This window comes from Caldibacillus sp. 210928-DFI.2.18 (assembly GCF_020554505.1).
GTDB classification, from domain to species: domain Bacteria; phylum Bacillota; class Bacilli; order Bacillales; family Caldibacillaceae; genus Caldifermentibacillus; species Caldifermentibacillus hisashii.
In genome coordinates this window covers 1-13,205 of record NZ_JAJCHL010000086.1, presented here as the reverse complement: position 1 = coordinate 13,205, position 13,205 = coordinate 1, and the positions used below count along the sequence as shown (strand labels likewise).

The window sequence follows — 13,205 nt, the reverse complement described above, 5'->3', positions numbered from 1 at the left end:
CAGCCGATCTATGGGACAGTTTTGTTTCAAATTCCGGTGGTTTTGTCCCATAGAACCCGATTTGTCTAATCCTATGGGACATTTTAACTTGAATTTCCGCCTGGTTTGTCCCATACAGCCGTTCTATGGGACAGTTTTGCTTCAAACTCCGGTGGTTTTGTCCCATAGAACCCGATTTGTCCAAACCAATGGGGCATTTCAGTAACAGCTTTTAACGGTTTTCCTCTGCCGTACTGATCTGTACGTAGCTGCTAAAAATTTCCTTTTACAAATTTGAAAGTGTAATCATTTCTAAATGCAAAAAATTTTGATATAATTGTATAGAACAATATGAACATTTTGGATATACAAAGGGATAGGGGATAATAATGGCCAAATTAGTAATAGAAAAAGATACTGTTACCGGCACTAGGATTGAAAAAATTTGGACAAAGGACTTTATTTTAATCTGTTTAGCCAATTTTTTTGTTTTTTTAGGATTCCAAATGACTTTGCCAACTCTTCCGTTATTTGTTGAAGCGTTAGGTGGGCGGGATCAATTAATTGGATTGGCGGTTGGAATTTTTACTTTCTCGGCATTATTGATTCGTCCATTTGCCGGGCATGCTTTAGAAACAAAGGGGAGAGGTATCATTTATTTATCCGGGTTAATGATCTTTTTCCTATCGGTCGGATTTTTTAGTGCTACCGCAAGCATATTATTCCTTTTTGTCATGAGAATTGTTCAAGGTTTAGGTTGGGGATTATCAACGACAGCTTCAGGAACAATTGCGACAGATATCATTCCGGGAAAACGGAGAGGTGAAGGTTTAGGTTATTACGGGTTATCGGGAAATTTAGCATTGGCATTCGGTCCATCACTCGGATTAATTTTGGTGGAACATGTTTCCTTTCAATCGTTATTTATCATCTGTGCCATATTTGGTTTGTTGGCATTTATCCTTTCATCATTTATTTCGTTTAAAAAAGTGGAACAAAAAGAAAAAGTGGCTCTTGTTGGGAAATGGGATTTCTATGAAAAGTCAGCGTTAAAGCCTTCCGCTCTTGCCTTTTTCATCACCGTTACGTTTGGAGGAATCGCCTCCTTTTTGCCTCTATACACGGTACAAAAGGGAGTAGAAGGCATTCAAACGTATTTTTTTATTTACGCAATGGCGTTGATGGTAACAAGAACATTTGCCGGTCAGTTATACGATCGCAAAGGGCACCGTGCTGTTTTTATTCCCGGAACGCTTCTTATTTTTCTTGCCATGTTATTTTTGGCTTGGTTGCCAAATAGCTTCATATTATTTATTGCAGCATTTCTTTACGGCTTTGGTTTTGGTACCATTCAGCCGGCACTTCAGGCATGGGCGGTGGAACGATCACCGAAAAACCGCCGTGGCATGGCTAATGCAACTTTTTTTTCCTTTTTTGATCTCGGAGTCGGATTTGGGGCGATTTTGTTCGGTCAAATCGGTCATTGGATTGGATATGCCAGTATTTATCTAGCAGCTGCCCTTTCCATCTTGATGTCAATCGGTTTATATATATTTATTTTAAGGACGGAAAAAATAAATGTGGTTTCATAGTTTAATTCTTTAAATATATTAGGAAGGCTCGCCAATCCTTCCATTTATTGCTATAATAGGAATATGAAAAAGATCACATGATTTCCTTTCCGCTTAGGAACAAATTTGGAAAAACCTCCTTATAAGTTCATAACACTATTGACACCGTTAAAAAATAAATAAGGTGGAGAAAAATCCTAACATTGCTTCTTCAAAAAGAGGGCAAAAAGGCCGAAGAAATTCGGGGAAGATAAAGTGAATGGTCACTGAACGACGGGGCGCATACTTTTATACGTTAAGAGAGGTATAGCATCCTATAAAAAATCGACTGTTATTTTCCCGGATTTTTTTAACCACGAAGAGATGAAAATTATTTTCTTTATCTTGGGAAACAATATCCATAGAGAAAAAAGAAATGGATTGGATTGGAATTATTTGGTAACATTTTTTAGGAGGACTTTGAATTTTTCACCTATAGCGGTGATTTATAAATGTATCGCAAAATTTTAAAGGAATTCCAAAAATATTGTATAGGAGTGGATTTGATGTCTAATCGTGTAAGTAAAGTAGTACTTGTCGGAACCGGTGCTGTTGGTTCCAGTTACGCTTTTGCCTTATTAAATCAGGGAATTGCCGGGGAACTCGTGATGATTGACGTAAATAAAGAGAAAACGGAAGGGGATGCAATGGACTTAAATCATGGCCTACCATTTGCACCTGCCAAAATGATTATCCGTCATGGTGACTATTCAGATTGTCATAATGCTGATATTGTTGTTTTAACAGCTGGTGCAGCTCAAAAGCCCGGTGAAACACGTCTTGACCTTGTTGAAAAAAATACGAGAATCACGAAAAGTATTGTTGAAGAAGTCATGGCCAGCGGTTTTAACGGAATTTTCATCGTTGCATCAAATCCGGTTGATATTCTTACTTATGCAACATGGAAATTTTCGGGATTACCAAAAGAACGCGTGATCGGTTCCGGAACAATATTAGATACTGCCCGTCTACGTTACATGTTGGGTGATTACTTCAATGTAGACACTAGAAATGTCCATGCATATATTATAGGTGAACATGGTGATACGGAACTTCCTGTATGGAGTCATGCAGGGATTGGCGTGATTCCCATTTTTGATTGGATGAGAAAGGACCCGAAATACAAAGTGGAGGATTTAAATGATATATTTGTCCAAGCCCGCGATGCTGCCTATCGTATCATTGAGAAAAAGGGTGCAACTTACTATGGGATCGCAATGGGGTTGGTTCGATTAACAAAGGCAATTTTACAAGATGAGCATTCCATTTTAACGGTTTCTACATATTTGGACGGTGAATATGATCATAAAGATGTGTTTATCGGTGTACCGGCTATTGTCACAAGAAATGGAATTAGTGGCGTGATTAAAATGGAATTGACTGCCACCGAGAAAGACCGGCTCAATCATTCTATTCGTGTTTTAAAAGAAACCATGAACAGTGTCAATTTGTCCTAGTTTAACGTGCAATAAGGAAACTTCACTTTATTAAATAACTTGAGTTTCCCACCTTAGGACGAAAGGCAAACTCGTCGACATCTGAGCGAGAACTAGAGGTCACTGAAAAATTGCAAAATAATCTTGCTAAACACCATTTAGATGTATTTCCGGGTTTTATATTGTGTTAGTAAATCTATTCAAATAGTTTTTCAGTGGCCTCCGAGAACTACTCAATTTTATCGACGAAACTTCCACTTGTCTTGGGATGCGAAATAGTAAATGATTATCAATAAGGATGCCTGAATGATTAAAATAACTTAATTGTTCAGCTCCTATTTTTTTGTGGGTAAAAGCAAAAAATTCCGGCAAAGAAAAAGATGCAAAGGGAATTTTACGATTTAAGTAAAATTGCACAAGGAAAGCTTCGAATCACATGGACACCTTTTGACAACACAAGCCAAGCAGTTGAAAAAAACGTTTTTTTAACAAAATAAAGTAAACTTCTTTACAATGTTACATAATTAGTTATAAAATAATATTGTGTAACATTATTGGAGGGGAATTTTGTGGAGTATGTGAACCCAATTAAAAAAATTGAAAAAATACAAGCAATGAAAAAGGTTTTACGTCAATCTTCACTTCGGGATTTACTCCTTTTCGTTATTGGGATAAATACGGGAATTAAAGTACATGATTTATTGTATTTAACGGTTAAAGACGTATGGGACGGTTCCCAAACAAGAGAGTTTCTTTACTTAAAGGATGAAAAAAATGGGGAAGTAAAAGCATATTATTTAAACAGCAAAGTAAGAGAAGTATTAAGGGATTACTTGGCAAGCAACGAATTGCAGCCGGATGATTTTCTATTTAAATCAAAAAAAAATAGCCATCCAATTACGAGGCAACAAGCCTATCGAATCATCAATCATGCTGCAAAAGAAGTAGGGATCCAGGAAAAAATCGGAACCCACACGCTTCGAAAGACGTTCGGATATCATGCCTATCGCAAAGGGGTGGCCATTTCTATTTTAAAAAATATTTTTAACCAGCACTCCACAGCAGAAACTTTAAAATATATTGGAATCGATAAAAACGAACAAAAGCTCATTAAGGTCGATGTGAATCTGTAATTAAAGATTTAATCATCAATCCGTGTTATTTAAATCAATTTTGTTCAAGTCCATATTTTTTAAATCTCTAATAATCCCGTCAGTGACTTGGACTTGCCGGGTTTCCCAACCGTTCATAAATCGGAAAATTCCGTTATCAAAATCCGTACCGACTTCTTTGAAAAAAATACCCTCATATTCAATATCTTTTGTATGACTGAATGTTAGTCGGTATTCTGTACCGGATTTAACAAGGTATGCACGGATTCCTTTTTCAAATAAACCCTCTTCATCACGAATATACCTAGAGACAGAAATGATATGAAGATCGACAAAAGGAATTTCATGTAAGAGTGCATGAATGATTGAACCTTTTGTAATCTGTTCCCAGCGGCTTTGAGCAGTTTGCCCGAGGATGATTTGGGTTATGTGATTCTGTCTGGCCACTTCAGCAATTACTTTCGCCACCGGACGGTTTTCATTATCTTTAATGATAAATTGAGCAGAAGGATGCGATTCAGCAAATTTTTTCCACTGTTCGATATAAATTACTTTTTCGGCGTCTAATTCATCAAAAGGTGCTGAATCAACCGTTAATATATAGAGTGGTGCTTTAAGCATATTTGCAATTTGGCAGCCACGTCGAATCAATCTTTCTCCATTTGGACCATAGTAAACACAAACAAGAATTCTTTCATTTGAAAAATTTGCTTCCATCTATGATTCACCTCAAATGTTTTTGTTGGAATCACCTATTTGACTATGTAGAACTATAACCTATGGAACGAGAGTAGTCAATCCAAAACTGCCTATATTTCATTTTTCAACAAGTTTTAGGAACATGAAAAAATGTAAGGCTGTCGCATGGTAAAGCCTTAGTAAAAAAGTTGTCCTGTGAAAATTGTAATTATTGCGGCAACACACATAGATTACGTAAGGAAAAAGCTCTCAGTATAAAGTTATGCTGTGAAAATGAATATGATCAAGAATTTTGGCCTCTTTTCGTGGCTTCCGAAATTGAATGAAATTGTTGGGGGGATGCCGTTTGAATTCGTTACACATGCTGATATTTATTCCTTTTGTATTTGCTATGGCAATTCCGCTTTTGTATAAGTTGTTTCATCCGAAAATTCATTTAGGTTGGTTTGTATTACTGATTCCTTTGGTCATATTTTTAGACCTTCTTCGCTACATTCCCTTAGTTGCAAATGGTGATCATCTGACAACTTCCTTAGCGTGGCTTCCTTCAATGGAGATGAATTTAGATTTTTATCTCGATGGTTTGGCGTTATTGTTCGGATTATTAATTTCCGGTATGGGTGTACTTGTCATTATTTACTCCATTTTTTATCTATCAAAGCACCGAGAAGAACTTCATAAGTTTTATATGTATTTAATGATGTTCATGGGCGCTATGCTGGGTCTTGTATTTTCTGATAATATTTTTATCCTATATGGCTTTTGGGAACTGACAAGTATTTCCTCATTTTTATTAATCGCATTTTGGTATGAACGAAAGTCATCAAGAGATGGGGCAATGAAATCTTTGCTTATCACTGTCTTTGGCGGGCTTTGTATGTTTGCAGGAATGATTATGTTAACTCTTATCACCGACACATATAGTATTCGCGAAATGATTCTTAATGTGGAATTCGTTCAAGCACATAAATTATTTATTCCCGTGATTATTTTCATTCTACTCGGAGCCTTTACAAAATCAGCCCAGTTTCCGTTCAGTATCTGGTTGCCCGGAGCAATGGAAGCACCGACGCCCGTTAGTGCATACCTTCATTCGGCGACGATGGTGAAGGCGGGAATTTATTTGGTAGCTCGATTTACACCCGTTTTTGGCGGAAGTTCCGTTTGGTTTTGGCTAGTATCGGGAATAGGAATCATTACTTTATTATATGGCTCAATTACAGCCGTTCGACAAACTGATTTAAAGGCGTTATTGGCCTATTCGACGATTAGTCAATTAGGTTTAATTATGAGTTTATTAGGAATTGGTTCACTCACTTTTTATTTTGGACCGAGTGAACATGGTGTTACCTATTCAATGGCCATTTTTGCTGCAATTTTTCATTTATTCAATCATTCCATGTTCAAAGGCAGTTTATTTATGGTCGTCGGAATTATTGATCATGAAACCGGGACAAGGGATATTAGACGGCTTGGCGGATTGATGCAGTTGATGCCGGTTTCGTTTACTGTCGCATTAATTGGTGGTTTCTCTATGGCCGGATTACCTCCTTTTAACGGATTTTTAAGTAAGGAAATGTTTTTTAAAGCAGTCAATGATGTGAGGGTGGCGGAAATATTTCATCTTGAAACACTTGGTATACTATTTCCCTTACTTGCATGGATTGCCAGTGTTTTTACTTTTGTTTACTCTATGATTCTCGTTTTTAAGACATTTTCCGGGAAATATCGACAGGAAAAGTTGAATCGGGATGTACATGAGGCACCTTTTGGTATGTTAATTCCATCTGTAATACTCGCCTTCTTCGTCGTAGTTATTTTCTTTTTTCCAAATGTTTTTTCCAAATACTTGTTGAAACCGGCATTCGTTGCCATCCTACCGATGTTTACGATCGATAAGGTGGATATCAAAATTCGTGCTTGGCATGGATGGAATACTGAACTTTTGATGACTATCGGTGTTGTAATTATGGGAAGTCTCCTATTTATTACAGTCAAGCGGTGGGTTCCTTTGCTTAAACAATATCCGCAGTGGCTTACGTTAAATAACTTGTTTGAGAAATCTTTGGAAAAAGTCGAGCGCAATTCACTTACATTAACAAATCGCTATATGACCGGTTCGATCCGCCATTATTTTATCTATATTTTTTCGTTTTTTGTCATTGTTTTAGCCGGCTCACTTTTGTTGTTACACGGTATCCAATTTGATGTTTCCGAAGACAATGTCATCAGTATTTATGATATGGGTTTAGTTTTGGGGGTAATGATAGCCGCATTAACGGTTCTATTTACAAGTAATCGAATGACGGCCATTGTTGCACTAAGTGTCGTAGGTTATTTAGTGACAATGTTTTTTGTTATCTTTCGTGCTCCGGATCTGGCACTTACACAAATGGTTGTAGAAACAGTGACAACCGTACTATTTTTACTTTGCTTTTATCACTTGCCAAAGTTACAAAAAAATATTGGTCGGATCAAGTTTAAGTTAACAAATCTGATTGTGTCCGTTGCAACGGGATTAACAATTACTATACTTGCTTTGTCAAGCAACAGTCATAAGCTGTTTGAACCAATTTCTTATTTTTTTGAAAATGCGTATGAATTGGCCGGTGCAAAAAATATTGTTAATGCCATATTAGTCGATTTTCGCGGGTTTGATACAATGCTTGAAATTTCTGTTTTATGTATTGCCGGGCTTGGGGTGTATACATTGGCTCGGTTCCGAATGAAAGGAAGTGATCACAATGAAGCCGAATGACGTCATCTTACAAAGTGTAACCAAAGTGACTGTCATCATTATTTTTACCTTTTCTGTTTATTTGTTTTTAAACGGACACCATCATCCGGGAGGCGGCTTTATTGGCGGGTTGAGTACAGCAGCGGCAATTGTTTTGCTTTTTTTAGCATTTGATATTGAAAAAGTCCGGGAAAATTTTCAAATTGATTTTAAGAAACTGGCCGCACTTGGGGTTTTAATTGCCATTGGTACAGGCTTTACGGGTATGTTGGCGGGTGACCCGTTTTTAACTCAATATTTCAATGATAAAAATTTACCGATTTTTGGGAAAACGGAATTGGCTACAGCACTAATTTTTGATACCGGTGTCGCTCTTGCAGTAATTGGAACAGCCGTGAGCATCATTCTGAGTATTAGTGAGGGGGATTCTCTATGGAAACGATAATGGCTTGTCTTGTCGGACTGTTATTTACGATCGGTACTTATTTAGTTTTATCGAGACAAATGTTACGGATTATTTTTGGATTGTCAATAATCAGTCACGCTGTTAATCTATTAATTTTAACATCGGGTGGTTTAAAAACCGGAAGTGCCCCGTTACTTGATGAAAAAATGGCCGGATTTACCGATCCATTGCCGCAAGCATTGATTTTAACAGCAATCGTTATTAACTTTGCGGTAACAGCCCTGTTGCTTGTACTAAGTTATCGTTCCTATCAAATTTTTAAGACGGATGATATGGAACGGCTAAGGGGAAATCCGGATGAATAACCTATTAATTTTACCTATTGCGTTTCCGTTATTCATTGGGATGTTGTTAATTATTTTCAGAAAAAATATTTGGCTGCACCGTTTGTTAAGCCCGGTTGCATGTATTTTCCCGGGGATGGTTGCATTAATTTTGATGAACCAAATAAAAGACAGCGGTATTCAAACATTGCAGTTGGGCGGCTGGCAAGCTCCTTATGGAATCAGCCTTGTTGCGGATATGTTTGCTGCAATACTGCTATTTGTGACAAGTATTGTAGCTCTTTGCTGTCTGCTTTATGCCTTTCACTCGATTGGAAAAGAGAGAGAAGAACATTATTTTTACCCGTTGACTTTATTTTTAATCACCGGAGTTAACGGTGCATTTTTAACCGGAGATTTATTTAATCTGTATGTTTTTTTTGAAGTGTTTCTTGTGTCCTCTTATGTACTGATCACTTTAGGAGGTACTCGGAACCAGCTGCGGGAATCATTGAAGTACATCATGATCAACGTAATTTCTTCCGCTTTTTTTCTCGTAGGTGTTGCGTATTTGTACGCTGTAACGGGAACATTGAATTTTGCTCATTTATCAGTTCGTGTTGCTGAAGCGGGACAAGATGGATTGATTACGACAATTTCTTTGTTGTTTTTAATTGTGTTTAGTTTAAAAGCAGGTCTTTTTCTCTTTTATTGGTTACCTGGTTCTTATAGCGTTCCACCTGGCGCAATCGCTGCTATTTTTGCAGCACTTTTGACAAAGGTTGGTATTTATGCGATTTTTCGGATGTTTACCCTCATTTTTTATCACCAGCCACAAGTCACCCATATGGGTATTGGTATTTTAGCAGCTCTAACAATGATTCTTGGTGCAATGGGAGCAGTCGGGTATCGGGATTTGAAAAAAATATTAACATACAATGTCATTATTAGTGTAGGTTTTATTTTGATCGGATTAGTTGCTTTTACGGAACAAAGTCTTTTGGGCTCTATTTATTATTTAATCCACGATATGATTATAAAAGCTTTAGTGTTCTTGATCGGTGCGACCATTATAGGGCTTACCGGAACAAGCAAGCTTAAAGATATGAGTGGACTGATTCGTACACACCCGGCTTTAGGTTGGATGTTTTTCATTGCTGTATTGTCTATGGTAGGAATTCCTCCATTAAGCGGTTTTCTTGGAAAGTTATATATTACGAAAGGAGCATTTGCAGCAAGCTATTTTTGGTTAGGAGGGTTCGGATTATTAGCGAGTATATTCATTCTTTATTCATTAATTAAAGTATTTATGGATGTCTTCTGGGGAGAAACGGTAATGAGCGAAGATGAGGAAAAAGGAACAACAAAAGGGGTAATGTTACCAATTGTTTTATTGACAGGTATCAGTCTTGCGCTCGGACTCGGTGCTGAAGGAATCCATGAGTATGTATTGATAGCTGCAAAAGGTTTACTTGATCCAAACCAATATATTTTTGCCGTACTGGATAAAGGGGGGATTTAATTGCCGATTCAAGTGTTAATGAACTTATTTATCGCCGGGTTATGGATGTTTTTACAGGATGAAGCGAGTTTCCTTACTTTTTTCAGTGGTTATTTAGTAGGTTTGTTCATTTTATTTTGCTTAAGACGTTTTTTTCATAAGCCATTTTATCTTTTTACCTTTCTTGCTATAGGAAAATTGTTTCTTATTTTCATATATGAATTATTGATATCAAGTCTTTTTGTTATTAAACATATCGTAAGACCAAAAGTAAATATCAAACCGGGGATTTTTCGCGTGGAGACGGATTTAGAGGGAGATCTTGAAATAACTTTATTGTCTCTGCTCATTTGTTTAACACCGGGTTCGGTCGTGATGGAAGTAACACCGGATGCAAAGACCTTGTTTGTCCATGCACTGCATATTCCCGAATCAAAACCATCCGTGCTCAAATCAAAGGCGGTTTTTGAAAAGGCGATAAAGGATGTGACCAGAAAATGACGTTTGAAATTATTATGATTGTATCTTTATGTTTATTAACGTTATCTATTTTGGCCAATATTTATCGGGTTGTAAAAGGTCCTTCAAGTGCTGACCGTATCCAGGCTCTCGATGCAATCGGTATTAATTTAATTGCCAGTATTGCTGTTTTTTCCGTTCTCCTGCACACCCATGCCTTTTTTGATTTGATTTTGTTGATTGGCATTCTTTCTTTTGTCGGAACCGTTGCTTTTGCGAGATTCACAGAAAGAGGTATGGTAATTAAGCAGAAAGATGAAGGGTAAAGTTATTTCGGAAAAGTGGTTATACCAAGGGCATTGAAGATAAGTCCGTTAGTATAAGTATAATCAATTGAAAGAGGTGATATTGTTGCACGGAAGTGATGAAGTAATTGCCGCAATTTTTATTCTTGCCGGTTCCATTATTGTGTTTGTCAGTGCTATTGGGATTATCCGCCTACCGGATGTCTATACTCGTTCACATGCAGCATCAAAAAGTTCGACATTAGGTGTGTTAAGTACATTAGTCGGGACATTACTCTACTTTTTAATTTCTGAAGGCTATTTTAGTATTCGGCTCATAATGGGAATATTCTTTGTGTTTTTAACAGCTCCTGTTGCTGCTCATCTCATTGCTCGATCGGCCTATCGTAACGGAGTACCACTGACTGAAAAATCGATTGAAGATGAGTTAAAAAAATATTATTTTGAAAACGAACTGTCAAAAAAATAAAGCAGGTTAAACATAATGGTTACCGCCAAAAAGCCCCCTTTTTTAAAAAACTAACGTTCAAATCACAACACATTGTGTTTTGATAAATACTATATTGGCTCAAGTCGTTTGGGTACTAATCACATAATTATTCAATGGAAATTATTTTAATAAAAAAATACTTGAATATCTATTGACAATTTTTTTAATAAGGTGTCAAATATAAATAATAAATATTTGCTTTAAAGGGGTAAAGTGGTTGGCGCGCAAAGGGGGATTTTCAAAATTGAACTTCAGCAACAATAGAAAAAGATGGGAGAGATGTTGATGACTTTACCTGCGATACTTGATGCTTCGGAAATGGGAATTATTTTTGCGATTATGGCACTCGGTGTATATATATCGTTTCGTGTCCTTAATTTTGCAGATTTGACGGTGGATGGCAGTTTTGTTACCGGCGGGGCTGTTGCTGCGGTAATGATTGTAAATGGTTATTCACCTATATTGGCATCATTGGCTGCATTGATTGCCGGTTTTTTTGCCGGATGTATAACCGGTCTCCTTCATACGAAAGGAAAGATCAATGATTTACTTTCCGGAATTCTCATGATGCTGGCCCTTTATTCTATTAACTTACGGATTATGGGGTTAACACTGGAAGATGGTGTTTCACGTCCGAATATTCCGTTATTAAATACAGACACCATTTTTACAAAAGTTGGGGATTTTTTTAACTCAATCGGACTTGGCGATTACGGAATTTTAATTTTTATGATCATTGTCACATTGATATTTAAATTTTTAACAGACTATTTTCTTAAAACGGAAATTGGTTTATCCATCCGGGCAACAGGTGATAATCAACGAATGATCCGTAGTTTTTCAGCAAATACAGACGGCTTGATCATTTTAGGTCTCGGTATTTCTAATGCATTTGTTGCATTTTCCGGTGCCTTAATTGCCCAATACAATCAATTTTCTGATGTTGGAATGGGGATTGGGATGATTGTGGTCGGGCTGGCATCGATTATAATTGGTGAAGCTATTTTCGGGAAGAAGACGATCGCCCGCACAACTTTAGCTGTTGTATTTGGTGCAATTATTTACCGAATCTTTATCACGATTGCATTAAATCAAGGGATCTTGGATGCCAGTGACCAGAAGTTAGTTACTGCGGTTATCGTGATTTTGGCCTTAGTCTTGCCGAAACTAATCGATAAACAACGGGAGAAAAATCGGAAAGCAAAACACAAGCTTCAAGGAAAATCGAACAGTAAAGCAAACGGGGAGGGTGAATCTGTTGCTTGAACTGAAAAATATTAAAAAGATTTTTAATGAAGGAACATTGGATGAAAAAATCGCCCTCGATCACATTAATCTATCTTTGGAAAAAGGTGATTTTGTCACAATTATCGGGAGTAATGGCGCTGGGAAATCAACGTTAATGAATATTATATCAGGTGTGCTCTCTCCTGATCTAGGTAACGTAGTCATTCACGGGAAAGATGTAACGAATATCCCGGAATATAAACGTTCCAAATTGATTGGACGTGTGTTTCAAGATCCGATGGCAGGAACCGCACCGTCCATGACGATTGAGGAAAATTTAGCCTTGGCCTATTCGCGAAATAAAAAACGGACACTTAGTCTCGGGGTGACAAAAAAACGAAGAGAATATTTCCGCGAATCGTTGGCCTCATTAAATTTAGGATTGGAAGATCGCCTGAATGCCAAAATCGGTCTTCTATCCGGTGGGGAACGGCAAGCAATTTCTTTACTGATGGCAACATTCACGGAACCGGATATTTTATTATTAGACGAACATACCGCAGCCCTGGATCCGAACCGAGCGCAGCTAATTACGGAACTTACGAAGCAAATTGTAAAAAAATATGGCCTTACTACGCTGATGGTTACTCATAATATGCAGCAAGCTTTAGACTTAGGAAACAGATTAATTATGATGGATAACGGTCAAATTATTTTGGATATTAATGAAGCGAAGAAAAATCAACTGACGATTGATGATTTATTAATAGAGTTTCAGCGAATTCGCGGCGAAAAGCTCGTAACCGACCGGACATTATTAGCGTAAATGAAAAGACATTAAGGAAAGCATGTGCTTGACTTGGTGTCTTTTTTTGTACGTTAAGAAAGTATAAATTTCCAGCAAAGAAGCGAATTCGACGT

13 protein-coding genes are annotated in these 13,205 nt (G+C 37.2%); 12 read left to right on the top strand and 1 reads right to left on the bottom strand.

Going from position 1 to position 13,205, the window contains the following annotated elements; all coding sequences use genetic code 11:
• Positions 1-368 precede the first annotated feature (368 nt).
• From LIZ98_RS14565 to LIZ98_RS14555, 3 genes are all read left to right on the top strand, one after another.
• Entirely contained in the window at positions 369-1,571 is a 1,203-nt protein-coding gene (locus LIZ98_RS14565; protein WP_108898547.1) for an MFS transporter, read from the top strand.
• A gap of 524 nt (positions 1,572-2,095) precedes the next feature.
• Positions 2,096-3,046, top strand: coding sequence for an L-lactate dehydrogenase (locus tag LIZ98_RS14560; RefSeq protein ID WP_227140046.1), 951 nt, complete (start codon positions 2,096-2,098; stop codon positions 3,044-3,046).
• Positions 3,047-3,594: 548 nt separating this feature from the next.
• On the top strand, positions 3,595-4,158 hold the full coding sequence (locus LIZ98_RS14555) for a tyrosine-type recombinase/integrase (RefSeq protein ID WP_227091616.1): 564 nt from the start codon (positions 3,595-3,597) through the stop codon (positions 4,156-4,158).
• 15 nt (positions 4,159-4,173) lie between these two features.
• On the opposite strand, the gene LIZ98_RS14550 is transcribed toward LIZ98_RS14555, so the two are convergent.
• Positions 4,174-4,854 (bottom strand): universal stress protein, encoded by a 681-nt coding sequence (locus LIZ98_RS14550; RefSeq protein ID WP_041847885.1) that lies wholly within the window; start codon positions 4,852-4,854, stop codon positions 4,174-4,176.
• Between the two features lie 328 nt (positions 4,855-5,182).
• Between LIZ98_RS14550 and LIZ98_RS14545 the strand changes: the two genes are divergently transcribed.
• From LIZ98_RS14545 to LIZ98_RS14505, 9 genes are all read left to right on the top strand, one after another.
• Positions 5,183-7,594, top strand: a complete 2,412-nt coding sequence (locus LIZ98_RS14545) for a Na+/H+ antiporter subunit A (RefSeq protein ID WP_227140047.1) — start codon at positions 5,183-5,185, stop codon at positions 7,592-7,594.
• Complete coding sequence (locus tag LIZ98_RS14540; protein WP_034772071.1) at positions 7,581-8,018, top strand: Na(+)/H(+) antiporter subunit B; 438 nt, start codon at positions 7,581-7,583, stop codon at positions 8,016-8,018. Before LIZ98_RS14545 ends, LIZ98_RS14540 begins: the two co-directional genes overlap by 14 nt.
• Complete coding sequence (locus LIZ98_RS14535; protein ID WP_034772069.1) at positions 8,006-8,344, top strand: Na(+)/H(+) antiporter subunit C; 339 nt, start codon at positions 8,006-8,008, stop codon at positions 8,342-8,344. The genes LIZ98_RS14540 and LIZ98_RS14535 overlap by 13 nt, the downstream gene beginning before the upstream one ends.
• Positions 8,337-9,824 (top strand): Na+/H+ antiporter subunit D, encoded by a 1,488-nt coding sequence (locus tag LIZ98_RS14530; RefSeq protein ID WP_227140048.1) that lies wholly within the window; start codon positions 8,337-8,339, stop codon positions 9,822-9,824. Before LIZ98_RS14535 ends, LIZ98_RS14530 begins: the two co-directional genes overlap by 8 nt.
• Entirely contained in the window at positions 9,825-10,304 is a 480-nt protein-coding gene (locus tag LIZ98_RS14525) for a Na+/H+ antiporter subunit E (protein ID WP_041845244.1), read from the top strand.
• On the top strand, positions 10,301-10,588 hold the full coding sequence (locus tag LIZ98_RS14520) for a Na(+)/H(+) antiporter subunit F1 (protein ID WP_034772063.1): 288 nt from the start codon (positions 10,301-10,303) through the stop codon (positions 10,586-10,588). Before LIZ98_RS14525 ends, LIZ98_RS14520 begins: the two co-directional genes overlap by 4 nt.
• An 85-nt stretch (positions 10,589-10,673) precedes the next feature.
• Positions 10,674-11,036, top strand: a complete 363-nt coding sequence (locus LIZ98_RS14515) for a Na+/H+ antiporter subunit G (protein ID WP_227140049.1) — start codon at positions 10,674-10,676, stop codon at positions 11,034-11,036.
• Positions 11,037-11,342: 306 nt separating this feature from the next.
• Positions 11,343-12,323, top strand: a complete 981-nt coding sequence (locus LIZ98_RS14510) for an ABC transporter permease (protein WP_227091611.1) — start codon at positions 11,343-11,345, stop codon at positions 12,321-12,323.
• Positions 12,316-13,110, top strand: coding sequence for an ABC transporter ATP-binding protein (locus LIZ98_RS14505; RefSeq protein ID WP_227140050.1), 795 nt, complete (start codon positions 12,316-12,318; stop codon positions 13,108-13,110). Before LIZ98_RS14510 ends, LIZ98_RS14505 begins: the two co-directional genes overlap by 8 nt.
• The last annotated feature ends 95 nt before the right edge of the window (positions 13,111-13,205 follow it).

Bases quoted from the DNA above. Each gene is read 5' to 3' on its own strand.
- LIZ98_RS14560 (WP_227140046.1), top strand. From the start codon at position 2,096: ATGTCTAATCGTGTAAGTAAAGTAGTACTTGTCGGAACCGGTGCTGTT.
- LIZ98_RS14520 (WP_034772063.1), top strand. From the start codon at position 10,301: ATGACGTTTGAAATTATTATGATTGTATCTTTATGTTTATTAACGTTA.
- LIZ98_RS14550 (WP_041847885.1), bottom strand. From the start codon at position 4,854: ATGGAAGCAAATTTTTCAAATGAAAGAATTCTTGTTTGTGTTTACTAT.
- LIZ98_RS14530 (WP_227140048.1), top strand. From the start codon at position 8,337: ATGAATAACCTATTAATTTTACCTATTGCGTTTCCGTTATTCATTGGG.
- LIZ98_RS14510 (WP_227091611.1), top strand. From the start codon at position 11,343: ATGACTTTACCTGCGATACTTGATGCTTCGGAAATGGGAATTATTTTT.
- LIZ98_RS14565 (WP_108898547.1), top strand. From the start codon at position 369: ATGGCCAAATTAGTAATAGAAAAAGATACTGTTACCGGCACTAGGATT.
- LIZ98_RS14535 (WP_034772069.1), top strand. From the start codon at position 8,006: ATGGAAACGATAATGGCTTGTCTTGTCGGACTGTTATTTACGATCGGT.
- LIZ98_RS14540 (WP_034772071.1), top strand. From the start codon at position 7,581: ATGAAGCCGAATGACGTCATCTTACAAAGTGTAACCAAAGTGACTGTC.